Annotated in this window: 22 protein-coding genes; 18 read left to right on the top strand and 4 right to left on the bottom strand. The window is 51.5% G+C overall.

Annotated features, from left to right (window positions below; all coding sequences use genetic code 11):
• Nucleotides 1–112 precede the first annotated feature (112 nt).
• Complete coding sequence (locus Q7T66_RS17190) at nt 113–310, top strand: hypothetical protein (protein WP_304934327.1); 198 nt, start codon at nt 113–115, stop codon at nt 308–310.
• 29 nt (nt 311–339) lie between these two features.
• Here Q7T66_RS17190 and Q7T66_RS17195 read toward each other — a convergent pair whose 3' ends face one another.
• Nucleotides 340–1,350, bottom strand: a complete 1,011-nt coding sequence (locus Q7T66_RS17195; RefSeq protein WP_304934328.1) for an endonuclease/exonuclease/phosphatase family protein — start codon at nt 1,348–1,350, stop codon at nt 340–342.
• Nucleotides 1,351–1,385: 35 nt separating this feature from the next.
• Here Q7T66_RS17195 and ybaK point away from each other — a divergent pair, with 35 nt between their 5' ends.
• The 3 genes from ybaK to Q7T66_RS17210 all read left to right on the top strand — a co-directional run bounded on the left by ybaK (nt 1,386) and on the right by Q7T66_RS17210 (nt 4,515).
• Nucleotides 1,386–1,877, top strand: a complete 492-nt coding sequence (ybaK, locus tag Q7T66_RS17200) for a Cys-tRNA(Pro) deacylase (protein ID WP_304934329.1) — start codon at nt 1,386–1,388, stop codon at nt 1,875–1,877.
• Between the two features lie 103 nt (nt 1,878–1,980).
• Nucleotides 1,981–2,586, top strand: a complete 606-nt coding sequence (plsY, locus tag Q7T66_RS17205; RefSeq protein ID WP_304934330.1) for a glycerol-3-phosphate 1-O-acyltransferase PlsY — start codon at nt 1,981–1,983, stop codon at nt 2,584–2,586.
• A 228-nt stretch (nt 2,587–2,814) separates the two neighbouring features.
• Nucleotides 2,815–4,515 carry a methyl-accepting chemotaxis protein gene (locus tag Q7T66_RS17210; protein WP_304934331.1) on the top strand — a complete coding sequence of 567 codons (1,701 nt, stop codon included), beginning with the start codon at nt 2,815–2,817 and terminating at the stop codon, nt 4,513–4,515.
• A gap of 46 nt (nt 4,516–4,561) precedes the next feature.
• Here Q7T66_RS17210 and tsaD read toward each other — a convergent pair whose 3' ends face one another.
• Nucleotides 4,562–5,590, bottom strand: coding sequence for a tRNA (adenosine(37)-N6)-threonylcarbamoyltransferase complex transferase subunit TsaD (gene tsaD, locus Q7T66_RS17215; protein WP_304934332.1), 1,029 nt, complete (start codon nt 5,588–5,590; stop codon nt 4,562–4,564).
• Between the two features lie 139 nt (nt 5,591–5,729).
• Between tsaD and Q7T66_RS17220 the strand changes: the two genes are divergently transcribed.
• The 5 genes from Q7T66_RS17220 to Q7T66_RS17240 all read left to right on the top strand — a co-directional run bounded on the left by Q7T66_RS17220 (nt 5,730) and on the right by Q7T66_RS17240 (nt 10,580).
• A complete protein-coding gene (locus tag Q7T66_RS17220; RefSeq protein ID WP_304934333.1) occupies nt 5,730–6,380 on the top strand; it encodes an ANTAR domain-containing response regulator in 651 nt (216 codons plus the stop codon).
• Nucleotides 6,381–6,693: 313 nt separating this feature from the next.
• Nucleotides 6,694–7,917: a CmpA/NrtA family ABC transporter substrate-binding protein gene (locus Q7T66_RS17225; protein WP_304934374.1), complete on the top strand. Its 1,224-nt coding sequence runs from the start codon at nt 6,694–6,696 to the stop codon at nt 7,915–7,917.
• 6 nt (nt 7,918–7,923) lie between these two features.
• A complete protein-coding gene (gene ntrB, locus Q7T66_RS17230; RefSeq protein ID WP_370691662.1) occupies nt 7,924–8,844 on the top strand; it encodes a nitrate ABC transporter permease in 921 nt (306 codons plus the stop codon).
• A gap of 86 nt (nt 8,845–8,930) precedes the next feature.
• Nucleotides 8,931–9,740 (top strand): ABC transporter ATP-binding protein, encoded by an 810-nt coding sequence (locus Q7T66_RS17235; RefSeq protein ID WP_304934335.1) that lies wholly within the window; start codon nt 8,931–8,933, stop codon nt 9,738–9,740.
• Nucleotides 9,741–9,977: 237 nt separating this feature from the next.
• Nucleotides 9,978–10,580, top strand: a complete 603-nt coding sequence (locus tag Q7T66_RS17240) for a methyl-accepting chemotaxis protein (RefSeq protein ID WP_304934375.1) — start codon at nt 9,978–9,980, stop codon at nt 10,578–10,580.
• A 17-nt stretch (nt 10,581–10,597) separates the two neighbouring features.
• Here the strand turns inward: Q7T66_RS17240 and Q7T66_RS17245 are convergent, their stop codons facing one another.
• Together Q7T66_RS17245 and Q7T66_RS17250 are read right to left on the bottom strand one after the other, a co-directional pair.
• Nucleotides 10,598–12,313 carry a bifunctional protein-serine/threonine kinase/phosphatase gene (locus Q7T66_RS17245; protein WP_304934336.1) on the bottom strand — a complete coding sequence of 572 codons (1,716 nt, stop codon included), beginning with the start codon at nt 12,311–12,313 and terminating at the stop codon, nt 10,598–10,600.
• 69 nt (nt 12,314–12,382) lie between these two features.
• A complete protein-coding gene (locus Q7T66_RS17250) occupies nt 12,383–13,597 on the bottom strand; it encodes a NarK/NasA family nitrate transporter (RefSeq protein ID WP_304934337.1) in 1,215 nt (404 codons plus the stop codon).
• Nucleotides 13,598–13,868: 271 nt separating this feature from the next.
• Between Q7T66_RS17250 and nirB the strand changes: the two genes are divergently transcribed.
• From nirB to Q7T66_RS17295, 9 genes are all read left to right on the top strand, one after another.
• A complete protein-coding gene (gene nirB, locus Q7T66_RS17255; RefSeq protein ID WP_304934338.1) occupies nt 13,869–16,307 on the top strand; it encodes a nitrite reductase large subunit NirB in 2,439 nt (812 codons plus the stop codon).
• Between the two features lie 107 nt (nt 16,308–16,414).
• Nucleotides 16,415–16,768, top strand: a complete 354-nt coding sequence (gene nirD, locus Q7T66_RS17260) for a nitrite reductase small subunit NirD (protein ID WP_304934339.1) — start codon at nt 16,415–16,417, stop codon at nt 16,766–16,768.
• The gene (locus Q7T66_RS17265; protein ID WP_304934340.1) at nt 16,765–19,602 is read left to right on the top strand and encodes a nitrate reductase; all 2,838 of its coding nucleotides are present in this window, start codon (nt 16,765–16,767) and stop codon (nt 19,600–19,602) included. The genes nirD and Q7T66_RS17265 overlap by 4 nt, the downstream gene beginning before the upstream one ends.
• Nucleotides 19,603–19,690: 88 nt before the next feature.
• Nucleotides 19,691–20,686 carry a DNA-binding protein YbiB gene (gene ybiB / locus Q7T66_RS17270; RefSeq protein ID WP_304934341.1) on the top strand — a complete coding sequence of 332 codons (996 nt, stop codon included), beginning with the start codon at nt 19,691–19,693 and terminating at the stop codon, nt 20,684–20,686.
• Nucleotides 20,658–21,479: a uroporphyrinogen-III C-methyltransferase gene (gene cobA, locus Q7T66_RS17275; RefSeq protein WP_304934342.1), complete on the top strand. Its 822-nt coding sequence runs from the start codon at nt 20,658–20,660 to the stop codon at nt 21,477–21,479. The genes ybiB and cobA overlap by 29 nt, the downstream gene beginning before the upstream one ends.
• A gap of 108 nt (nt 21,480–21,587) precedes the next feature.
• Complete coding sequence (locus Q7T66_RS17280) at nt 21,588–22,784, top strand: NAD(P)/FAD-dependent oxidoreductase (protein WP_304934343.1); 1,197 nt, start codon at nt 21,588–21,590, stop codon at nt 22,782–22,784.
• A gap of 83 nt (nt 22,785–22,867) precedes the next feature.
• Nucleotides 22,868–23,290 carry a VOC family protein gene (locus Q7T66_RS17285; protein ID WP_304934344.1) on the top strand — a complete coding sequence of 141 codons (423 nt, stop codon included), beginning with the start codon at nt 22,868–22,870 and terminating at the stop codon, nt 23,288–23,290.
• Between the two features lie 130 nt (nt 23,291–23,420).
• Nucleotides 23,421–23,633 carry a 30S ribosomal protein S21 gene (rpsU, locus tag Q7T66_RS17290; RefSeq protein ID WP_112992919.1) on the top strand — a complete coding sequence of 71 codons (213 nt, stop codon included), beginning with the start codon at nt 23,421–23,423 and terminating at the stop codon, nt 23,631–23,633.
• Nucleotides 23,634–23,782: 149 nt separating this feature from the next.
• Complete coding sequence (locus Q7T66_RS17295; RefSeq protein WP_304934345.1) at nt 23,783–24,232, top strand: GatB/YqeY domain-containing protein; 450 nt, start codon at nt 23,783–23,785, stop codon at nt 24,230–24,232.
• Nucleotides 24,233–24,244 lie beyond the last annotated feature (12 nt).

Below are 24,244 nucleotides of genomic sequence, written 5' to 3' on the forward strand. Positions count from 1 at the left end.
AGCCGCGAAAGTTGGTGGCGTGCTAGCATTCGTACCATCGATGGGCCCTGTAGCAGCTTAATCCTGGCTCACCTCCTATCTTCAACAGAACATCTACTCAAAGAGCACTCACTTGGCCAAACCTAATTTTCAGTACGAGAAGCGTCAAAAAGAGTTGGAAAAGAAACGCAAAAAAGAAGAAAAACTGAAGCGTAAAGCCGAAAAAGGCAATGCGCCTGACGATGGCACAGAAGCTTCTGACGCTGATGACGACGAAGTCGACACGGATACCGATGCAGACAAAGGCGCTGCCGGTCCTGCCAGCACCTAATTTGCTGTTTCAGTTTTGCTTGAATGACTTCAGACCGATGTGCCATCCGCGTCCGATGGAGAAATGCTGGTAACGGATTTCCCATGCAGCAGGATGCGCACCAATACCAAACCATGATCTGACGCGTGCGCTTGTTTGAAGGTCATGTGGTCATTCAAATACATCACTTCCACGACTTCACCTATCGCTGCGCGCGACGCCGGATTGAATTCCTCCGAAACCAGTATGTGATCGATCGTTTCATAACTGCCGTCGTGCATATGCGTGTAACCGACATCGCGCAAGGCATCGCGGCGCGACTGGATGCGATAGCTTTCAAACAAGCGATCGTCGGCGCCATTGATGGGATATTTCCCCAAGCCCATCACCATCTGCGTGGGAATTGCATTGGCAACGTCGTTGAAGTCGCCCATGACAATAATCGGTGCTCGTTTTTCCTTGTTCAAATTGGACAGCAGCGTACGTAATCCGAGCGCATCGGTGCCGCGTCGTATCAGCGAACGCAACATCGCAATCCCGGCTTGATCCGGTTGGTCGTCGTGATTGTCGTTGCGATAATCCGGTAGCTTGGATTTCAGGTGGCAAACAAAAACATGGACCAGCAAGTTGGGTGACACCTCTATTTTCGCGTGCAATACAGGCCGCGTGAAATGTGTAACGGGATGCGTAACGCCTGGCAAGGCAACCGCAAGATTATTGGGTAACTGTGTGAACGTGGCTGCGCCTTCTGCGACGGGCAGGCGAGAGATCAGAGCAACGCTGGGCGTCAGATGATCCGCCTGCGGATCAGGATCGAAGCCGATATGACGTGCATCGCGATACTTCTGCGTTTTAGCCAGCACATCTTTTAATGCGGCTTGTGAGAAGATTTCCTGCAGGCCTATGACGTCGGCATCCAGTCTATCCAGCTGTTGTGCAATCCAGCTGATTTTTGCATCATATTCTTCTAAAGAATATGGAATCTGGTCTTCGTAATATTTCACGCCTGGCAATGCCAGATTGCAGACATTGAAGGTCGCAAAGCGGAGTTCTTGTTGCATAATGTGCTCCAATTTTTAAGATGAGCGTAACACGCATGGCAAAAAAAGAGCACATTTCCGAAACGCCCGCGACCCAGTTCTTGCGCCGTAAGGACATTGTTTTTTCCGAGCATCCCTACGAATATGAAGAACACGGCGGCACCACGGTTTCGGCACGCAAGTTGGGCGTCGACGAACACGCAGTCGTTAAAACCCTGGTGATGCAGGACGAAGCGGCCAAGCCATTAATTGTATTGATGCACGGTGACCGCAAGGTTTCGACCAAAAATCTGGCACGTCAAATAGGCTGTAAATCGATAGAGCCATGCAAGCCGGAAGTGGCGAATCGGCATTCTGGATTTTTGATAGGCGGCACTTCGCCTTTCGGTACACGCAAGACGATGCCGGTGTATGTCGAGCAGAGTATTCTTGATCTGGAAAAAATATATATCAATGGCGGGCGACGCGGGTACCTGATCGGCATCTCGCCACAAGTTTTGACGCAAGCTTTGTCGGCAACTGCCGTGCAGTGCGCGCTGGAAGAATAAAGAAAAAAGTTGAGAGCGCCGTTTTGCAATTAACCATAAACTGCAAAATGCGCGCGTACAAACATAACAGAAGATGTAATTAAAAAAGTAACTTAAGGTTGATATGAATACAGTTCTTTTCGCAATCGGTGCTTATCTGATCGGTTCGATTTCATTTGCAGTTGTTGTCAGCAAGTTTTTCCGTCTGGCTGATCCACGCAGCTACGGCTCCAAGAATCCAGGCGCAACCAATGTGCTCCGCAGTGGGAATAAAAAAGCCGCGATTTTGACCTTGCTGGGCGATGGCGCGAAAGGTTTTGTCGCAGTCTGGTTGGCCAAGCATTTTGGCCCTGAATACGGTGTGCAGGAAAGTGGCGTGGCCTTGGTTGCGATTGCCGTTTTCCTCGGTCATCTATGGCCTATCTTTTTTCGTTTCGTCGGCGGCAAAGGCGTGGCGACTGCGCTGGGTGTACTGCTTGCCTTGAACGTTTGGCTTGGTTTGGCAACGCTGATTACGTGGCTGGTGATTGCTTACGCATTCCGCTATTCGTCTTTGGCGGCATTGATTGCCAGTATTTTTGCGCCGTTCTATTACGGTTTGCTGTTTGGCCCGGATGCGATTTTGTTGGCGGTTGTAGCGATGAGCGTATTGCTGGTTTATCGACACGCGAAGAACATCGGTAATTTGCTGGCAGGGAAAGAAAGCCGACTAGGCAGTAAGAAAAAATAAAGAACTGCCTACGTCATTTCGCACGAATTTAACATTCGCATCACAAGAGGCCGCCTTCCCTGGCGGCGATCTCTATCTCAGTTGTATGACTAACTCATGACGGTGTCGCTTTTGCGCGAGCATTCCATACGTCCTTCGATCTTTCTTGTAATTGTGCAAATGAAATATTAGAGTGTCTTGAGCATATATGTAAGCTCAATTCCGTTCCTAATGTCTCTTAAGGCAATCATGAAAAATTTGAAAATTGGAACCCGTCTCAGCCTCGGTTTTGCTCTCATCATTTTGCTCATGGCAGTCATGCTTGCTGTCAGCTTTTGGCGCTTGGGCGCAATCGATAAAACAGCGCAGGCCATGATTGATGAACCGATTGCGACTGAACGATTAGTCGGCGATTGGTATAGAAATATTCATGCAGGCGTGCGGCGAACTATGGCGATTGCCAAGAGTAGCGATCCATCGCTGACCACTTTCTTCGCGGCAGATACGGCCGAGTCTTCGAGAGTGTCCACCGAGCTGCAGGGCAAGATCGAACCTCTAATGAACACGCCCAGGGAAAAGGAAATCTTTGATGGCATCGTGACTTCGCGCAAGGCGTTCATTGCCTTACGCGATCGGATTATTAAAGAGAAGGTTGCCGGTAACACGGCTGAGGCAAACAGAATACTTGAAGTCGAATTTACGCCGGTCGCCAAGTCCTACACCGGACTTCTGCAAGAGTTGGTCGATCAACAGCGCAAAGAAAGCGACAACATGGCGCTGGATATTCATGCGACTTATAGCACCAGTTTGAATATTCTGATTTTCCTCGGCGTAGTGGCAATTCTGCTGGCCGTGCTTGCCGCATGGTGGCTGACCAAGGGAATTACTACGCCGTTAAATAATGCTGTCGGTATTGCACGTAAAGTGGCATCAGGTGATTTGAATAATGATATCGACGCATCCGGCAAGGATGAAACCGGCCAGTTATTCGGCGCGTTAAAAGATATGAATGACAGCCTGGTGCGCATCGTGTCGGAAGTCCGTTTTGGTACCGACACCATTGCCACCGCATCGAGCCAAATCGCATCCGGCAATATGGATTTGTCGAGCAGAACAGAGACCCAAGCCAGCTCATTGGAAGAGACCGCTTCTTCGATGGAAGAGTTGACCTCAACCGTCAAGCAAAATGCCGACAACGCAAGACAGGCAAATCAAATGGCTGCATCGGCATCAGAGGTCGCAGGACGCGGCGGCGAGGTGGTTGCCAAGGTGGTGGAAACCATGAGTTCCATCAACGACTCATCGAAAAAAATCGTGGACATCATTGGCGTCATTGACGGCATCGCGTTCCAAACAAATATTCTCGCTTTGAATGCCGCAGTAGAAGCGGCGCGAGCCGGTGAACAGGGTCGAGGATTTGCAGTCGTAGCAACAGAAGTTCGCAATTTGGCACAACGATCGGCAGCTGCCGCTAAAGAAATCAAAACACTGATCGGCGATTCAGTAGACAAGGTTGATAACGGTGCAAAGTTGGTCGATCAGGCTGGCGCTACCATGTCTGAAATCGTGGAAAGCGTCAGACGCGTCACCGACATCATGTCGGAAATTACAGCGGCCAGCGCGGAGCAGACCGAAGGTATTGAGCAAGTCAATCAAGCCATTGGACAAATGGATCAGGTCACGCAACAGAATGCGGCACTGGTAGAAGAAGCTGCCGCTGCGGCAGCATCCTTGCAAGAGCAGGCTGATAACCTGGCGCACGTGGTGAGCGTGTTCAAGATCAATGGTATGCAAGCGGGAACGTCGCAGAAAAGCGCAAGTATCAGCGTCAGTCCTCACATTGCGACGCGATCACCAGTAAAGAAAGCGCCCGTTAAGTCAGCGCCTCAAAAACCTGCTGCGATACCGAAAGACAGACACACCGAAGCAAATGATTGGGAAGAATTTTAAGTGTAGCGAATAGTCACGCAGTGACGGCCATCGTACTGCGTGATTTTTAGATTTCGCTGATGCTATCCAGCGGCCAGCGTGGCTTGACGTTGAAGGCGTAATCTTTTTTGGCCGCATCAGGATTGATCTGCAGACGCATCGCACCGGCGAAGGCAATCATCGCGCCATTGTCGGTGCAAAATTCAAGCTCGGGATAAAACACCTTGAAGTGTTTTTTCGCTGCGGCTGCATTCAGTGACTCGCGTAGTTGACGATTGGCACCAACGCCGCCTGCAATTACCAAACGTTTCAAACCTGTGTGCTTGAGGGCGGTGACACATTTAGCCGTCAGCACTTCGACGATAGCATCGACGAAGGCGCGTGCAATGTTCGCCTTGTCTTGTTCGCAGATATTCGTGGTTTGATTTTTTACTACCGTCAGCACGGCTGTCTTCAATCCTGAAAAACTAAAATCCAGATTTTTCGAATGTAGCATGGGGCGCGGTAATTTATATGCAGTTGGATCGCCGAACTCGGCCATCCGTGAAATTGCCGGTCCGCCCGGATAACCCAGGCCTAGCAATTTTGCAGATTTGTCGAATGCTTCGCCTGCTGCATCATCCAGTGTTTCGCCCAGCATCGTGTATTGCCCGACGCCGTCCACGCGCATCAATTGCGTGTGACCGCCGGAAACCAATAATGCGATGAAAGGGAATTCCGGTGGTTCGCTAGCCAGCAAAGGCGACAGCAAATGGCCTTCGAGGTGATGCACGCCCAATACTGGTTTATCCAATGCGAGGCCGAGGCCGCAAGCGACCGAGGCGCCGACTAATAATGCGCCAGCCAAGCCCGGCCCTTGCGTGTAGGCGATCGCATCGATGGCATCGTGTGCTACGCCGCTCTCCGCGAAAACCTGTTCCAACAAGGGAATCGCGCGCCGAATGTGGTCTCGCGATGCAAGTTCCGGTACGACGCCGCCGTACTCTTCGTGCATCTTTACCTGTGAATAAAGTGCGTGCGCCAGCAAGCCGCGCTGAGTGTCATACAGCGCGAGACCAGTTTCATCGCAGGAGGATTCGATACCGAGAACAAGCATGGAGCGTAAAGATGCGGGAAAAATGCATCATGTGGTGTGATTCTTGCGTGGATTGTAGCTTATTCTGGTACAAGTCCGTATCACTTGCTTTTAGAATGTTGCAATGATTGAAACTCCAAAACCCGACTCACATCCTGACATGCGATCCGACGTACGTTCCGATGTGCGCTCACTACGCATAGTCGTCGTCAATACTGTCATGCCGCCTGAAGGCGACGAGCAGGATGAAAACGCCTTGATGCAAGCGGAACGCTCGCGTGCGCTGCGCATAGGCTTGCTGGAAGCTGGCTATAACATCATCGCGGTTTTCCCCGCTGATATGCATTTGCCTGATCGCGTCGCGCAACTGCAGCCCGACATGATCATCATTGATGCTGAATCCGATTCACGCGATGTCCTGGAGCACGTCGTGATGGCGACGCGTGATGCGCGGCGGCCTATCGTATTGTTTACAGAGGATCATGCGACCTCCAGCATGGAGGCAGCGATGGCGGCCGGCGTATCGGCGTATGTCGTCGCGGGTTTGCAATCCGAACGCATCAAGCCCGTGCTGGATGTGGCTCTCGCACGCTTCAATGCTGAGCAAAAATTGCGCACAGAGTTATCTGATACCAAACTGAAGCTGGCTGAGCGCAAGACGATAGAACGCGCCAAGGGTTTGCTGATGGAGCGCCATAAAATTTCCGAAGATGAGGCGTATTCAAAACTGCGTCGGATGGCGATGGACAAGAATTTGAAGTTGTCCGAGCTGGCGCAACGCATATTAGACGTGGCTGACTTGTTAGGTTAGTCATCAGCGTGAATATGCGCTTTCTTGTCGCACTAAATAAATGCGCCGCACGAAAAAAGAGCGATAGTTGCTTATCAAGTGCACATTATCTTTATCAAATCATTGAATAAGCGCTGGCACACCAATTGCTAAAGTGTAGCTAGTACCAACGAAGGTACTAAGAATTAAAAACTGTTTTGGCCAATGATGGCCGGGATGGTTCAGGACAAGGACGTCCGTGTCGCAAGAGCGTTGCTCTTGCTGACCGGACGTCCTTTTTTTTATTGCGAAACCCTTGAGGAAAACCATGACAACGAACGACAGGAAATTCAATATGACACGGCGCACAGTCTTGAAAGCAGGGACAGCCCTGACGGCATCGGCCTTCGGTGGATTGGCAACTCAAGGTGTATGGGCTGCAGGTTCAGACAAGCCAGAAAAAGAAGAAGTCAAAGTTGGCTTCATTCCGTTGACCGATTGCGCATCGGTCGTCATGGCCTCAGTGATGGGCTTCGATAAAAAATACGGAATCAAGATTATTCCAACCAAGGAATCGTCATGGGCTGGTGTACGCGACAAGTTGGTCAATGGTGAACTCGATGCCGCGCACGTTTTGTATGGCTTGGTGTACGGCGTGCATGAAGGCATAGGCGGCGCTAAAAAAGACATGGCTGTCCTGATGAATCTTAACAACAACGGACAAGCAATTACCTTGTCGAAAAAATTGGCAGATGCCGGCGCCGTCAACGGTACTGGCCTGGCCAAGTTGATGCAAATGGAAAAACGCGAATACACATTCGCGCAAACTTTCCCAACAGGTACGCATGCAATGTGGTTGTACTACTGGCTCGCGACCTACGGCATCAATCCTATGAAAGACGCTAAAGTCATCACCGTGCCGCCACCGCAAATGGTTGCGAATATGCGCGTTGGGAATATGGATGGCTTCTGCGTTGGTGAACCGTGGAACCATCGCGCGATCGTCGATGGCATCGGTATCACCGCTGCGACGACACAAGACATCTGGAAAGATCATCCAGAAAAAGTACTCGGCACAACATCCGATTGGGTTGCGAAAAATCCAAATACAGCACGCGCTTTGACTGCGGCTGTATTAGAAGCCGGTCGCTGGATCGATGCATCGCTGTCCAACAAAAACAAAATGGCGGAAACGATTGCTGCCAAGTCTTATGTCAACACTTCGGTCGACGTCATCAACCAACGTATTCTCGGCCGCTACCAAGATGGCATGGGCAAAACATGGGATGACCCTAACTACATGAAGTTCTATAACGAAGGCGCGACCAACTTCCCGTACTTGTCGGACGGCATGTGGTTCATGACGCAGCACAAACGTTGGGGCTTGGCAAAAGGCGAACCGGATTATCTGGGCACAGCAAAATCGGTCAATCGCATCGATCTGTACAAGGAAGCGGCAACGATGGCGAATGTGCCTATCCCGAAAAATGTCATGCGCACTTCGAAGTTGATCGACGGCGTGGTGTGGGATGGTAAAAATCCAAAAGCTTACGCGGAATCATTCAAGATCAAAGCATAAGGAATCATCATGAGCGCAATCATGCATACAGCAGAAAACGCGACCAGTGCGGCATCGGTCGAAACCAGAAAATCGGAGAGTGTCATGCAAAAAGCGGCCGCATCAGCAAGCGTTGTTGAGAAGCCAAAAGCAAAGGGTAATAAGTTTTCTTTGCGTCCTTTCTTTTTGACCGTGTTGCCACCGATTTTCGGTTTGCTTTTCTTGATCGTGGTGTGGGAAATCATCTCTGTAAAAAACAGCGGTATTCCTTCACCTTTAGTGACACTGAAATCGGCGATGGAATTATTCGCCGATCCGTTCTACAGCAATGGCCCAAATGATCAGGGCATAGGCTGGAACATTCTGGCTTCGCTGAAACGCGTCGGTGTCGGCTTCGGTCTGGCTGCACTGGTCGGCATTCCATTGGGTTTCATGATCGGACGTTTTTCATTCTTGTCCGGCATGTTCAATCCGATTATCAGTTTGCTGAAACCAGTGTCGCCGCTTGCATGGTTGCCGATTGGTTTGCTCGTATTCAAAGCTGCTGATCCAGCTGCGATCTGGTCGATCTTCATTTGCTCGATCTGGCCAATGATCATCAATACCGCAGTCGGTGTACAACGTGTGCCGCAGGATTACATGAACGTTGCCAAGGTATTGAATTTGTCTGAGTGGAAAATCGTTACCAAGATTTTATTCCCATCGGTATTGCCATACATGTTGACCGGCGTACGTCTTGCAATTGGTACCGCATGGCTGGTGATCGTCGCTGCAGAAATGTTGACCGGCGGCGTAGGTATCGGCTTCTGGGTGTGGGATGAGTGGAACAATCTGAACGTCGCACACATCATCATCGCCATCGTCGTCATCGGTATCGTCGGCTTGATACTGGAACAGATCCTGGTTGGTATCGCCAGAATCTTTACCTACGAAGATGTAAAGAATTGATTGTGATGCGCTGATTACGTTTCGATTTAATCGAACGACAGATTGCAACGAGTAACCAAGCACAAACAAAGTACAAGGAAAACATCATGGATAACAACAGCAAGTTCATCGATATTCAAAATGCAGCAATGTCCTTTCATACCAAGAAAGGTGTCTTCAATGCGCTGACCGACATCAATCTGACCGTTGCCAAAGGCGAGTTCATCACGCTGATCGGGCATTCAGGTTGCGGTAAATCGACATTGCTCAATTTGATCGCCGGTTTGACGCACGCTACTGACGGCATGTTGTTGTGCGCAAATCGCGAAATTGCCGGTCCGTCGCCAGAACGCGCAGTGGTGTTTCAAAACCATTCACTGTTGCCATGGTTGACCTGTTTCGAGAATGTGTATCTCGCAGTGGAACGTGTGTTCGGCAAGCTGGAAGGCAAAGCCAAATTGCGTGCACGCACCAAGGCAGCATTGGCACTGGTCGGCTTGACGCACGCTGAACAAAAACGTCCGAATGAAATTTCCGGCGGTATGAAGCAACGTGTCGGTATCGCACGCGCCTTGTCGATGGAACCGAAAGTATTGTTGATGGATGAACCGTTCGGCGCCCTCGATGCATTGACTCGTGCGCACTTGCAGGATGAGTTGCTGAAGATCGTTGCAGCGACCGGTTCAACGGTTGTGATGGTGACGCATGATGTCGATGAAGCCGTGCTCTTGTCAGACAAGATCGTGATGCTGACGAACGGCCCATCGGCCACCATCGGTGAAGTGCTGGAAGTGAAACTGGCTCGTCCACGTGAGCGTGTAGCGTTGGCACAGGATCCACAGTATTCGGCCTACCGTACCGCCGTGCTGGAATTTTTATACCATCGTCAATCGCATCCGACCAAGGAAGCGGCTTGACCCGATAAGGTTTGTCCCCATCATCCAAGCTGAGTGAGATTTATGCTGAACCAGGCCATGATGACCCAAGCACCTTTGCGTAAAACAGAAACTGCGGCACCGACAATGTCGGTTGCCGTTAATGACGAACATAACGGCAGAGCTATCACGAACGCACATGCATCAGAACGTGCAATAGAAGCTGTAGTAAGCGAGGAAGACGCATCTGTCGTGCCGCTGTCGGGTGAAGTGTTCGGGATGCTGATTAATTTGTCTGGGCGCCGCCGCTTCACTTCGCAGCGACTAGTGTTGTATGCGGTACTGGCCTCGCAAGGTCATGAAAATGCGGCGGCAATCGGACGTGAAGCGTTGGGCTTGTTCCGAGGCGCACATACGTCCTTGCTGAAGCGCTCTGGTGATTTGCCGGGCGTGTTTTGTCCCGAGTTGGAAGACGCTTATTTCGGCAGGTTGGAGGGTGACCGCCATATACGCCACTTCATCGATATCGCCGAACGGACGCTGAATGCGATCGAAGACAAGCTCAGAGCTGCGCCTGAATTATTGGCTGAACTGGTAAAGACCACCACACCTTTGCTGGCGATCTTGAACCAGATCACGTCGATTTACGAAGAGCAATCGAAGAAGCATGCGCGACTAATGCGTAATCAGTTACGCGGCATCATGACCGAGATTGAAACGATTGCGCGTGAAGCAAATATGGTGGCGCTTAATGCGCGCATAGTTGCCGCACGCTCGGGCGTAGCCGGCAAGGAATTCTCGGTGGTAGCCGGTGTGTTGTCGAATATCACGAACGAGATCGACAACCTGGTGAAAGCGGCACTCAACGGTGCCGCAGCCTAAGCGGGTTTAGCCGCAGTTCAACGTACCACCAGCAGATACAACAGCAGAATATTGATAACGATGGAGATCGCCGCCACCGCGCGCCATACAGATGCCGGATCGCGTTCTGCCAATGGCTTCGGTGCGATCGCAGCAAGCGGTCGACTGGCGCCTCGTTCGAGTGCCAGTAAAAATTCTTCTGCAGTTTCAAAGCGATCTGCCGGATCGCGCGCGACTGCTTTCAGCAAGACATTCTCCAGCCACAAAGGTAGGTCGGGCCTGTAACGACTCGGCACTACCGCTACACCAAAACGTGGTGTCTGGAACGGTTCGATTTCACCGTAAGGAAAATGCCGCGTCAATAATAGATACAGCGTCACGCCAGTTGAGTACAAATCAGTTTGTCGCGATGCTGCAGCATTATGGAATTGCTCAGGTGCGAGAAAAGATGGCGTGCCGGCACGTGGTGCGCGCGCTTCATCTTCTGCTTCCAGCCCCGATTGCGCGACGCCAAGATCCAGAATACGCAACTCACCATCGTCGCCTAAATGAATATTGCCGGGTTTGATGTCTCTATGAATGATGCTGCGTCTATGCAACGCGCCGATCGCGCGTACCAGTTTGGTACCGTGCGCGATCACATCTGGAATCGTGAAGTGTTCACCGGCATCCAGATGTTGTTGCAGCGTATTGCCTTCGTGCCAGGTGGTTAGATAGTAAAGATACGTTTTCTGATCGGGTGTAATGATCTGCGGGAAGAATCGCGCGACCACACGTTTCGCCAACCATTCTTCATGTGCAAATGCGGAGCGCTCATGCATGTCTTGCGCGCGATCTGGATGCAATGTTTTCAGGACAAGCTTGCGCGGAGTCTGATTGCCTGCGCGTGGTTCTGATACGCGATAGAGTAGAGTGGTTGTTGATGCGTGTATTTGTTCTTCGACGGTATAGCCGTCTATGACTTGACCGATTTTTAGTTTTGGTGGTACCGGCAGTTGCTGTGAACCGGAAAGTGCATCGCGCAAATTTGTTTCGGGTAATGCGTCGATGCGCACCACTAGTGCGCTGACATTATCTTTTGCGCCAGCAGCCAGCGCACTATCGATCAGGATATTCGCGATCGCTTCCGCTTCATGCTGTTTGTTCACTAGTTGCGACAGATGATCGGTCAGATCGTATTCCGAGATCGACGCCCACACCCCATCGGTCGCGAGCAAAAAAGCATCGCCCTCATGCAATTCACCCATGCCGTGATCGATCGCCAGTTGTGAGTCAAGTCCGATAGCACGGGTTAATACGTGCTGCATTTCCGGCCTGTCCCACACATGATCGGCAGTCAGTCGCGTCAACACGCCTTTGCGTAAAAGATACAGACGTGTGTCGCCGACGTGCGCAAAATAATAAAAATTACCACGCAATACCAGCGAGGTTAGCGTCGTCGCCATGCCTGCGAGTTCGGCGCGTATTGAACCTTGATGCTGCACCCAACTATTGATCGCCTTGAGTACGCGATCCAGCGATTGCGTCACCGGCCACGTATCGGACGTCGCGTAATAATCACTGAGCAAGCCGCGTATCGTGTACTCGGATGCTTCACGTCCACCTTCATTGCCGGACACGCCATCAGCTATCGCCGCAAGCATGCCCTTGCTCGATAATTCCGGCTCGTCCGGCATGACCATGCCGACAAAATCCTCGTTGCGCTCACGGTGACCTGCGCGCGTGGCATAGCCCGCTGCGATTTTCAGTGGCATGGTGATGACATCAAGGATTCAAGCATGACGCGCATAGGGCTGTGTAATTGCATGGCATATATATGTGGATCAGATTTTTGCGTTGGTCATGGACGCGCTGCCCCATGTTGTACGCCAGCGGTTTTTCACTGCGGACAAACCGAGCAAGGCAACGATGGCCAATGCGGCGAAAACAATCAAACCACCTTGATAGCTGCCGGTCAATTGTTTCGAATAACCGAGGCTGGATGCCAGATAGAAGCCACCGATGCCACCGGCCATACCGACCAAGCCAGTCATGACGCCGATTTCCTTGCGGAAGCGTTGCGGTACTAACTGGAATACTGCGCCATTACCAACACCTAGCGCCAGCATCGCGAGTACGAAGATCGCAACCGCAGCCATCGCTGACGACAAACCGAAGCTGGCGACTAGCATGAAAGTCGCTGCCAGCAGATACATCATCGATAAAGTCTTGATGCCACCGATACGGTCGGCCAGACGGCCGCCCAAAGGACGAATTGCGGAACCTGCAAATACGCACGCCGCTGTGAAATAGCCGGCAGTCACTGGCGACAAACCATATTGACCATTGAAGTAAATCGTCAGCGACGACGCCAGACCTGAGAAGCCGCCAAAGGTCACGCTATAGAAGAACATGAACCACCACGCATCCTTGTCTTTCAATACATGCAGATATTCAACCAGCGATTTTGCTGGCGGCGCGTTCGGTGCATCTTTGGTAAATACCAGATAAACGATAAACGCCACGCCTAGTGGAATCAGGCACAAGCCGAACACATTTTGCCAACCGAAGATGATTGCCAGCGTTGGTGCAAACAAGGCAGCGAAAGCAGTACCCGAGTTACCCGCACCGGCAATGCCCAGCGCCGTACCTTGGTGCTCCGGCGGATACCAGCGTGAAGCCAAAGGCAACGCTACGGCAAATGCAGCGCCGGCGAAGCCGAGGATGACGCCGAACGCCAGCATCGTGTGATAGCTGCTCAAGTCGCCCAACCATGCCCACAACATACCGCTCATGACGATGACCTGGCCGATGATGCCGGCTTTTTTCGGTTTCAAATGATCGACCAGTACGCCCATCACAATGCGTAATAAAGCACCTGACAATAAAGGAGTCGCAACCATCAGCCCTTTTTGCGATGGAGTCAGCGCCAGATCGCCAGCGATCTGCACAGCCAATGGGCCGAGGATGACCCAGACCATAAAACTCAAATCGAAGTAAAAGAAGGATGCAAGCAGGGTCGGTGTATGACCCGCTTTCCAGAATGACGATTTTTGCATGAGAGCTCACTAGTTAGACAAGATTGCATCTAAATATGCAAGTGTTATGCCACTTTAGTGCAAGCCCTGCCCACGAATGGGCGCGGTTAATGCTCCTTAAATTGTATCGGTAGTGTTGCACCAAATAAACTGCGTATTGCACTTGTTAAGTGCGTAAATTACTTTCTATTGGTGCAGAAACAGCTTGTTTTAAGAAAAGCGCACAAAAAGTAAAACTGGCATCTGTTTTGCTTATTTAGATTCGCGAACAACAAATCTGTGGGATGCAGCGATGAAAAAAATGAAACTGGTGATGGTCGGTAACGGTATGGCAGGCGTGCGTACTTTGGAAGAACTACGCAAGATTGCACCTGACTTGTATGACATCACGGTATTCGGCGCTGAGCCGTATGCCAATTACAACCGTATTTTGCTGTCGCCAGTTTTGGCTGGTGAGCAAACCATCCAGGACATCATGTTGAACGATGTCGACTGGTATGTAGAAAACAATATCAAACTGCACCTGGGCAAAAAGATCGTCAAGATTGATCGCGTCAAGCGTCTGGTGATTGCGGATGACGGCACCACTGCCGAATATGATCGCCTGTTGCTGGCGACCGGTTCCAATCCTTTTATGTTGCCGATTCCGGGCAAGGATTTGAAGGGTGTTATTTCCTATCGTGATATTTACGATACCAACGCGATGATCGAAGCAGCAAAAGTACACACCGATGCAGTCGTCATCGGTGGCGGTTTGCTCGGTCTGGAAGCCGCGAACGGTTTGAAGCTGCGCGGCATGAATGTCACCGTGGTTCATCTGCCGGAAACCCTGATGGAACGCCAGCTCGATAACGTCGCCGGCAAGATGCTGCAAAAGTCGCTGGAAGATCGCGGCCTCAATTTCCTGCTGGGTAAAAATTCACAAGAAGTCATTGGCGATGAAAACGGTCATGTCAAAGGTTTGCGTTTCACCGACGGCACAGAGATCCCGGCGCAATTGGTCGTGATGGCAGTCGGCATTCGCCCGAACACACAACTCGCTGAAGAAACCGGTATCTATTGCAACCGCGGTATCGTCGTCAACGACACCATGCAAACCTACGATCCTAAAGTTTACTCAGTTGGCGAATGCGTGAATCATCGCGGCACTGCATACGGCCTGGTTGCACCTTTGTTTGAAATGGCAAAAGTTTGCGCCAATCATTTGGCTAATTACGGTATCGGCCGTTACCAAGGTTCGGTCACATCGACCAAGTTGAAAGTAACGGGTATCGATTTGTTCTCCGCTGGTGAATTCCTCGGTGGCGAAGGCACAGAAGAAATCATGTTGTCTGATCCGATCGGCGGCGTGTACAAAAAACTGGTATTGAAAGACGACAAACTAGTCGGCGCTTGTTTGTATGGCGATACCGTCGATGGCAGCTGGTATTTCAGCTTGCTGCGCGAAGGCAAAGACATCAGCGAAATCCGTGACTCATTGATGTTTGGCGAAGCCAACACCACGCGTCCAGGTGATGCCGGTCACGAAGGTTTCAGCAAAGCGGCATCAATGCCGGACAGCGCAGAAGTCTGCGGTTGTAACGGCGTATGCAAAGGCACCATCGTTACCGCAATCAAGGAAAAAGGCCTGTTCACGATCGAAGACGTGCGCAAGCACACCAAGGCATCCGCATCTTGCGGTTCGTGTACTGGTCTGGTCGAACAAATCATCATGGCAACGGTAGGCGGCGATTACTCGGTATCGAGCAAAGCCAAACCTATGTGTGGCTGTACTGATCACACCCATCAAGAAGTGCGCGATGCGATCAAGGCAGACAAGATGTTGTCGGTCGCAGAAGTGCAGCAAAAGATGGGCTGGCGTACACCGAACGGTTGCTCAAGCTGCCGTCCTGGCATTAACTATTATTTAATCTCGACCTGGCCACGTGAAGCCAAGGATGATCCGCAATCGCGTTACATCAATGAACGCGCGCACGCCAACATTCAAAAAGACGGTACCTTCTCGGTGATTCCACGTATGTGGGGCGGCGAAACCAATTCTTCCGAATTGCGCCGCATTGCTGACGTGGTCGACAAGTTCAAGATTCCGACCGTCAAAGTTACCGGCGGTCAGCGTATCGATTTGCTGGGTGTGAAGAAAGAAGACTTGCGCGAAGTCTGGCACGACCTCGGTATGCCATCCGGCCTTGCTTATGCAAAAGGTTTGCGTACAGTGAAGACCTGCGTTGGTTCTGAATGGTGTCGTTTCGGTACCCAAGATTCGACCAAAATGGGGCAACAACTTGAGCGTCAACTGGCGCGCATGTATGCGCCGCACAAGGTTAAATTGGCGGTGTCCGGTTGCCCGCGTAACTGTGCAGAATCCGGCATCAAGGACGTCGGCATCATTGGTGTTGATTCAGGCTGGGAATTGTATGTAGGTGGCAATGGCGGTATCAAAACCGAAGTCGCAGAATTCTTTGTCAAACTGAAAACGCATGAAGAAGTGCTGGAGTACGCCGGTGCATTCCTGCAGTTGTATCGTGAAGAAGGCTGGTACCTGGAACGAACCGTGCATTACCTTGCACGTGTAGGCCTGGAACATGCGAAACAGAAAGTGCTGGAGGATGAGGAAAACCGCAAGGCCTTGTACGAGCGCTTGTTGTTCTCGCTGGAAGGTGAATCCGATCCATGGCATGAACCTGAAAAAGCGATGGTCGATACGCGGCAGTTCGAGCCACTGTCGATCTAATCAGGATTGCACTCGCGCTTCAAGCGTGAGTGCAAATTAGACAGTACACAAACGCAGCACTCAACCGCATTAGAAAACATCTATAACAATTTTTATCAAGGCCATGTATGTCAAACCAATGGAAAGTCATCTGCAAGGTAACGGACATTCCAGTCCTCGGTTCCCGTGTCGTCAATCGCGCAGACAAGCCGAACGTTGCCATTTTCCGTAATAGCGAAGACAAGGTTTTTGCCTTGCTGGATCGCTGTCCGCACAAGGGTGGTCCTTTGTCGCAAGGCATCGTCTTCGGTGAGCGCGTCGCCTGCCCGTTGCACAACTGGAGCATCGGTCTGGGCGATGGCTGTGCCGCAGCACCGGATGAAGGCTGCACGCAAAAATACAGTGTCAAGGTTGAAGGCGGCGATGTTTATCTGGATCTAGTAGAACTGAATGCACCGGTGAGCGAGGCCGCCGTTGCATGAGTGAATCACTGCTTTCTGCTGCTCGGTCGGAACCCGACGCAAGTGCATCTGTAGTTGCGTCTGCAGTTTTACCTTCGACCGAAACCAAAGCCACCTGCTGTTATTGCGGGGTGGGTTGCGGCGTCTTGATTCAAAGTGACGGAGAAAAGGTGATCGCCGTACGCGGCGATCCAGATCATCCGGCCAACTTCGGCCGTTTATGTACCAAAGGCAGCACCTTGCATTTAACCGCGCGTCCGGCATTGCAACAACAGTCGCGCGCGCTGTATCCAGAAATGCGTTTGGCACGCGGCGACGAGCGTGAGCGCAGATCTTGGGCGACGACGATGGATTTCATCGTCAATAAATTTGCTTCAACGATCCGCGATCATGGGCCAGATAGCGTTGGCTTTTATCTGTCTGGCCAATTGCTGACTGAGGATTACTACGTCTTCAACAAACTGGCGAAGGGTTTGATCGGCACGAATAACGTCGATACCAATTCGCGTTTGTGCATGTCGAGTGCGGTCGCAGGTTACAAACAAACACTGGGCGCCGATGCGCCGCCACCTTGCTATGAAGATATCGATCAAGCGCAAGTCATTTTTATCGTTGGTTCGAACACTGCTTATGCACATCCGATCATCTATAGACGCATCGAAGACGCGCGCAAAGCCAATCCATTATTGAAAGTGATCGTCGCCGATCCGCGCCGCACCGATACCGCTCGCGAAGCGGATTTGTTCTTGCCGATTCTGCCCGGCACCGACGTCGCGCTGTTCAACGGCATGTTGCATATCTGTTTATGGGAAGACCTGGTCGATCTGGATTACATCGCGGCGCATACCGAAGGTTTTGCAGAACTGAAGCAAACCGTGCGCGAGTACACACCTAAATTTGTGGCCGATATCTGCGGCATCAAAGAAGAAGATTTGATGCAAGCCGCACGCATGTTCGGCAAGTCGAAAGCAACGCTGTCGATGTATTGCCAAGGCTTGAACCAATCGTCATCCGGCACTGCAAAAAATGCGGCGTTGATCAACCTGCATTTGGCCACACATCAAATCGGCAAGCCAGGTGCAGGACCGTTTTCATTGACTGGTCAACCGAACGCAATGGGCGGCCGTGAAGTCGGTGGACTCGCCACCATGTTGTCAGCGCATCGCGATATCGCGAACTCGGAACATCGTGCAGAGATTGCAAAATTATGGGGTGTGGCTGATGTACCGGCGACGCCTGGCAAAAGCGCTGTCGAAATGTTTGAGGCGGTACGAACTGGTGACATCAAAATCATCTGGATCGTCTGTACCAATCCGGCGCAATCGATGCCTGAGCAGGCGATGATTCGTGAAGCCTTGCGCAATGCTGAACTGGTCATCGTGCAAGAAGCCTACAAAACGACCGCGAGTTGCGACTACGCCGACGTGTTGTTGCCGGCGTCAACATGGAGCGAAAAAGAAGGCACGGTTACTAATTCCGAACGTCGCATTACGCGCTTCAAATCAGTGTTGCCTAAGCTGGGCGAAAGCAAACACGATTGGGAGATCGCGGTTGATTTTGCGCGCAAGCTGGAAGGCGCACTCGGTAAACAATCGTCTATCTTCCCATTTGAAACAACGGAAGAAATCTGGAACGAACATCGCGAATCCACTCGTGGTCGTGATCTGGATATCACCGGTTTGAGTTTCCAGATTTTGGAAGAACAAGGTCCACAACAATGGCCGTTTCCGGAAGGCGCGACTACCGGTAAAAAACGTCTCTATGAAGACGGAATATTCCCGACCGCAACTGGCCGGGCGAAGTTTGCGAATACGGTTTATCAGCCAGTTGCAGAGCCGGTGAGTGCACGCTTCCCGTTTCATTTGTCGACCGGACGTTTGCGCGATCAATGGCACGGCATGAGCCGCACCGGCACCGTTGCACAATTGTTTTCGCATGCATCTGAACCATCGGTTGTGTTATCCAAAGTCGATATGGAGCGTCGTCTGTGGAATGACGGCGATCTGGTGCACGTCACCAGTAAACACGGTTCGCAAATTTTCCCGGTCGCATTGGGCGATGACATGCGCGCGGGTCAGGTTTTCATCGGGATGCATTGGGGTGAGGAATATGTGTCGGGACGTGGCCGCGATGGCGATGGTACTTATGGTGTGAATGCTTTGACGACGCCAGCGTATTGTCCGACTTCCAAGCAACCAGAATTGAAGCACGCGGCCGTCAAAATTTTGAAAGCGGAATTTCCTTGGCGCTTTATCGTGTTCGGCTGGATAGAAGAATCCAAGCTGCTCGATTTGCAAGCTGAATTGCGGCCCATGATGCGCAAGTTTGCATATGCATCATGCACGCTGTTTGGTCGCGATAAAGTGGGCGTGTTGTTCCGTGCGGCTGACGATTACGCAGCGAATCCTGCGCTGACGGCAGAGATAGAACAGAAATTCAATATCGCTGGTGCGCAAGTCTTGCGCTATGACGATACCAAGCGTGGCAATTCACGTCGTATGTTGATAGCTGACGGCAAGTTGCAGGCGGTATCGCTGGCCGGTGATATTTCTGCCGAATCCTGGTTGAAGGAATATCTGGAAAATGAACAGCCGGTGGCGAGCTTGGGGCGCTTGTTGTTGATGCCATCGAACACTGCACCACAAAGTTTTAAATCGCGAGGCCGTATCGTCTGTAACTGCTTCAATGTATCTGAAACGGAAATCAACGATAGTCTGGTCGGCACGCGCGGTGATGTTGATGTGAAGTTGGTGGATTTGCAGCAAAAATTGAAGTGCGGCACCAACTGCGGATCATGCGTGCCTGAATTGAAAAAAATTATTTCCAGTCAGCAGATGCCGGCCAAGGCAGCCTGAGTTTTAAACTTTTACTGTAATATTTTTGACATCGCATTTTCTGGTTCTGCACTTTCGCAGAACCGGGCTTCGGTGTACCCTCTGCGGCATGCAAAATCCTTCCAATACTGAACCATTCGCCACCGCCCGTTTCATCAAGGAAATCGGTCGTGGCGTCAAAGGCGCGCGCAGTTTGTCGCGCGACGACGCAAATCAATTATATGCAGCCATGCTGGATGGACGCGTGTCCGATCTGGAAATGGGCGGCATCATGCTGGCAATGCGCATCAAGGGCGAATCGGTGGATGAAATCGCCGGCTTTATCGATGCGGCAGAAGCTTCATTCGAGCCTTTAGTTGCGCCGGTTAGCGAGTACGCACCGATCGTCATCCCAAGTTACAACGGCGCGCGTCAAATGCCGAATCTGCTGCCGCTGATGGCTTTGTTACTGGCACGCGAAGGCGCACCTGTTTTTATCCACGGCGTGACCAGCGATCCAGGTCGCGTGACGACTGCGGAAATTTTGAAAGAGCTGGGATATCTGGTTTCGCATAATGCGCAGCAAGTCGCCGAGCAGTTTGCGCGCCGTGCGCCGGTATTGATGCCAATTGAAGATTTGGCACCACGTATGTCGCGCTTGCTGGCAATGCGCCGCATTCTGGGCGTGCGTAATTCCACGCACACGCTGGTCAAAATCATGCAGCCGTTTGCAACGCCGGCTCTGCGCCTTACTTCGTACACGCATCCTGAATATCTTGCGATGTTGACCACTTATTTCACAACGGCCGCGCCCGCAGAACGCGGCGAAGTATTTTTGATGCGCGGCACTGAAGGCGAAACCGTAGCGAATGCCAAGCGTGCACAACAAATAAGCTGGATACATGACAATGAATGCACGATCCTGGTGCAAAAACAGGAGCCGACTGACGAACTGCCGCCGCTACCAGCAGAACGCGATGCCGTTACTACAGCTAAATGGATAGAAGCCGCGCTGCGCGGTGATGAGCCGATACCTATCTCCATTTTGGAGCAGGTGGAACACTGTTTGCTTGTAGCTAAACATCTACAAAGTAAACATGGTGGTCAAGATGGAGCAGTTCGGTAAAGTATTCGGTAAAGTATTTTTGGTCGGTGCGGGTCCTGGCGATCCGGATCTGCTGACAGTCAAGGCGGTCAAGGCGATCGCCGAGGCAGATGTGATCCTGATCGACGATCTGGTCAATCCTGAAGTATTGCAATATGCGCCAGCCACTGCGCGCATCGTCAACGTCGGCAAACGGGGCGGCTGCAAACAAACCCCACAAGCATTCATCGAGCGCTTGATGTTGTCCGAAGCGCAAGCCGGGCAATGTGTCGTGCGCTTGAAAGGCGGCGACCCGTTTATCTTTGGTCGTGGCGGCGAAGAGCGCGACCATTTGCAAGCCGAAGGCGTTGAAGTTGAAGTGATCAACGGCATCAGCAGCGGCCTCGCTGCGCCAGCCTCTATCGGAGTTCCACTCACGCATAGAGACTGGAGCCAAGGCGCGATTTTCATCACTGGTCACGGTAAAAACGCCGAATCCAATCCCGACTGGAATACGCTGGCCAAACTCAATCTGACGTTAGTGATTTATATGGGTGTCGCGCGCAGTGCAGAAATTCAAGCTGCATTGCTGGAAGGGGGCAAAGCGGGCAGCACGCCAGTCGCGGTAATTCAATCAGCAACCGGCATGGCGCAAGCACAATTGATCACGACCTTGGCAGAATTGCCACAAGCATTGGCAGAATCGAAGATCGGCAGTCCAGCGATTATCGTGATCGGCGATGTGGTGCGTTGTGCAACGGATTTCGCGAGTCAAACTGATCAATTCAAGGGCAAGACTTTGCGCGATACAGTGCTGGAGCGTTGGAGCGCTTAAAGATAAGGATAAGGATCGCTGGTATCGAAAGCCGGTGCAAATCAGCCAAGCTCGACAAGCCGCCTGCGCTTACAATCACGACTTACTTTTTCTTGCTGGTTGTAAGTCATGACAAAACAAGTTGATGTTGCCGTAATCGGCGCCGGTGCCGCAGGCATGATGTGCGCGGCCGTCGCCGGGCAACGCGGTAAAAGCGTGGTGCTGATCGATCACGCTGCCAAGCTCGCAGAAAAAATCCGTATCTCTGGCGGTGGTCGCTGCAATTTCACCAACATCGACGCTACGCCACAAAACTTCCTGTCGCAGAATCCTCATTTTTGTAAAAGTGCTTTGTCGCGCTACACGCCGCAGGATTTTCTCGCCTTGATGAAACGCTATCGCATCGCTTATCACGAGAAGCACAAAGGCCAGTTGTTTTGCGACGATTCTGCAGAAGACATCATCAACATGTTGAAAGCAGAATGCGCGCTCGGCAATGTGGCGTGGCGCATGCCTTGCAACATCAAGAATATAAACAAGAGCGAAGAGTTATTCCGCATAGAAACCGACACTGGCGAAATCCTTGCCAGTAGTCTGGTGATTGCGACCGGCGGTTTGTCTATTCCTAAAATCGGCGCGACCGATTTTGCTTATCGCATCGCCAAACAATTCGATTTAAAAATGGTGGAGCCGTGCCCCGGTTTGGTCCCACTGACATTTGATCTGGTGAGCTGGCAGCCATTCGTGCCGCTGGCCGGGATTGCTTTGCCCGTAGAAGTGGAAACCGGAAGCAAGAAAGCGCGCGGTTACTTCAAGGAAGACTTACTGTTTACGCATAGAGGTCTATCCGGCCCGGCGATTCTGCAAATTTCCAGTTTCTGGGAGCCGGGTACGCCCTTGATTATCAATCTGGTGCCGGAAGTCGATATCGCCGAAGCGCTGATAGAAGGCAAATCCAGCAGCAAGAAAAATCTCGGCAATCAATTGGCGCAATGGTTGCCCTCACGTTTGGCTGATGAATGGTTAATCGTGAATGGCTTTAAAGGCGATGCCCGTGTCGCCGACATGCAAGACAAACAATTGCGTCAGCTAGGCGCGTCTATTAATAGCTGGAGCATTATTCCGAATGGTTCTGAAGGTTATCGCAAGGCCGAAGTCACGCTGGGCGGTATCGATACGCGCGAGTTGTCGCAACAGACCATGATGGCAAATAAAGTGCCGGGTTTGCATTTCATTGGCGAATCGGTCGATGTGACTGGTTGGCTGGGCGGCTACAACTTTCAATGGGCGTGGGCTTCGGGTGTTGCGGCTGGCCAAGCTGTCTAAACACTGAAATACTGTGGAAGACTACTGACATTGCTTGTCAGTAGTGCACGCTATGATGGCTGCTCATTCAAACGGAGGCGGCCATGAGCAGCGAACATCCAAGCATCATTTCCCACGTATCGATAGGTACCAATCAGTATGACAAGGCCAGGCCGTTTTACGATGCGGTGCTGGCGACGCTGGATATCGTGGCGATCATGGAACATCCCGGCGCGGTCGCTTATGGCCGCCAATATCCGGAGTTCTGGCTTTGTGAGCCGCATGATGGACAAACTGCCAGTGTTGGTAACGGTTTCCACATGGGCTTTATTGCCGCTAACAAAGAGCAGGTTCACAAGTTTCATGAGGCGGCGATTGCTTCTGGCGCTACCTGCGACGGTCCGCCAGGCCCGCGTCCGCTGTATGGCGAGCCATATTACGGCTGTTTTGTCCGCGATCTTGATGGGCACAAAATTGAAGCCGCTTATTGGGATACGGAATTAAGCATGAAGCTGAATGGATATTGAGCTGGCGTTCGGCCCCGCCGGATTTCGTGGTTTTTCCGGCAAATTGAACATCGGCAAATAAAGAGTCTTCCATTTGCTGAACAAGACTGCTATACTCTTCGACTCACTACCCAACATTGGTTTACCTTACATGACCACTATCCGCTTTAAAGAAAACGAGCCGTTCGAAGTCGCTATGCGTCGCTTCAAGCGCACTATTGAAAAAACCGGTTTGCTGACCGATTTGCGCGCGCGCGAGTTTTACGAGAAGCCAACTGCTGAACGTAAGCGCAAGCTCGCTGCAGCTGTGAAACGCCATTACAAGCGTATCCGCAGCCAGCAATTGCCTAAAAAGCTTTACTAATTTCCAAGCTGCGCGCCTGATGTGCGTGCAGTTCAAGAAGTTGGTTGCAAACCCGCTCCGGTGTTGGTCCGCAGCGGGTTTTGGCGTTTTTAATGATCTGATTTTATTGGGTCGTTTTTAAAAATTAACTACCAGATACCGGAGTGCGTATGAGCTTGAAAGAACAGATCACCGAAGACATGAAATCGGCAATGCGCGCCAAAGAAGCTGGCAAGCTCGGTACGATTCGCCTGATTACTTCTGCGATCAAGCAAAAAGAAGTCGATGAACGTATCGAGTTGAACGACACGCAAGTACTCGCGATCATTGAAAAAATGATCAAGCAACGCAAGGATTCGATTTCGCAATTCCAGGCTGGTGGACGTCAGGATCTGGTTGATATCGAAGAAGCAGAACTCACAGTCTTGACCACTTATATGCCAAGCGCGTTGTCCGATGCAGAAGTGCAGGGCGAAGTTGCCGCTGCGGTCACAGCATCTGGTGCTGCCGGCCCGCAGGATATGGGCAAGGTCATGGCAATTTTGAAGGCGAAGCTGGCTGGTCGCGCTGACATGACGGCAGTATCCGGCTTGGTTAAAGCTGCATTGACCAAAGGCTGATCGCCTCTAGTC

It is taken from the genome of Herminiimonas sp. (genome assembly GCF_030655415.1).

Excerpts from the sequence above, each read along its gene's own strand:
- Q7T66_RS17195 (WP_304934328.1), bottom strand. The coding sequence starts at position 1,350 with ATGCAACAAGAACTCCGCTTTGCGACCTTCAATGTCTGCAATCTGGCA.
- ybaK (WP_304934329.1), top strand. The coding sequence starts at position 1,386 with ATGGCAAAAAAAGAGCACATTTCCGAAACGCCCGCGACCCAGTTCTTG.
- plsY (WP_304934330.1), top strand. The coding sequence starts at position 1,981 with ATGAATACAGTTCTTTTCGCAATCGGTGCTTATCTGATCGGTTCGATT.
- Q7T66_RS17210 (WP_304934331.1), top strand. The coding sequence starts at position 2,815 with ATGAAAAATTTGAAAATTGGAACCCGTCTCAGCCTCGGTTTTGCTCTC.
- tsaD (WP_304934332.1), bottom strand. The coding sequence starts at position 5,590 with ATGCTTGTTCTCGGTATCGAATCCTCCTGCGATGAAACTGGTCTCGCG.
- Q7T66_RS17220 (WP_304934333.1), top strand. The coding sequence starts at position 5,730 with ATGCGATCCGACGTACGTTCCGATGTGCGCTCACTACGCATAGTCGTC.
- Q7T66_RS17225 (WP_304934374.1), top strand. The coding sequence starts at position 6,694 with ATGACACGGCGCACAGTCTTGAAAGCAGGGACAGCCCTGACGGCATCG.
- Q7T66_RS17235 (WP_304934335.1), top strand. The coding sequence starts at position 8,931 with ATGGATAACAACAGCAAGTTCATCGATATTCAAAATGCAGCAATGTCC.
- Q7T66_RS17240 (WP_304934375.1), top strand. The coding sequence starts at position 9,978 with ATGCTGATTAATTTGTCTGGGCGCCGCCGCTTCACTTCGCAGCGACTA.
- Q7T66_RS17245 (WP_304934336.1), bottom strand. The coding sequence starts at position 12,313 with ATGCCACTGAAAATCGCAGCGGGCTATGCCACGCGCGCAGGTCACCGT.
- Q7T66_RS17250 (WP_304934337.1), bottom strand. The coding sequence starts at position 13,597 with ATGCAAAAATCGTCATTCTGGAAAGCGGGTCATACACCGACCCTGCTT.
- nirB (WP_304934338.1), top strand. The coding sequence starts at position 13,869 with ATGAAAAAAATGAAACTGGTGATGGTCGGTAACGGTATGGCAGGCGTG.
- nirD (WP_304934339.1), top strand. The coding sequence starts at position 16,415 with ATGTCAAACCAATGGAAAGTCATCTGCAAGGTAACGGACATTCCAGTC.
- Q7T66_RS17265 (WP_304934340.1), top strand. The coding sequence starts at position 16,765 with ATGAGTGAATCACTGCTTTCTGCTGCTCGGTCGGAACCCGACGCAAGT.
- ybiB (WP_304934341.1), top strand. The coding sequence starts at position 19,691 with ATGCAAAATCCTTCCAATACTGAACCATTCGCCACCGCCCGTTTCATC.
- cobA (WP_304934342.1), top strand. The coding sequence starts at position 20,658 with ATGGTGGTCAAGATGGAGCAGTTCGGTAAAGTATTCGGTAAAGTATTT.
- Q7T66_RS17280 (WP_304934343.1), top strand. The coding sequence starts at position 21,588 with ATGACAAAACAAGTTGATGTTGCCGTAATCGGCGCCGGTGCCGCAGGC.
- Q7T66_RS17285 (WP_304934344.1), top strand. The coding sequence starts at position 22,868 with ATGAGCAGCGAACATCCAAGCATCATTTCCCACGTATCGATAGGTACC.
- rpsU (WP_112992919.1), top strand. The coding sequence starts at position 23,421 with ATGACCACTATCCGCTTTAAAGAAAACGAGCCGTTCGAAGTCGCTATG.
- Q7T66_RS17295 (WP_304934345.1), top strand. The coding sequence starts at position 23,783 with ATGAGCTTGAAAGAACAGATCACCGAAGACATGAAATCGGCAATGCGC.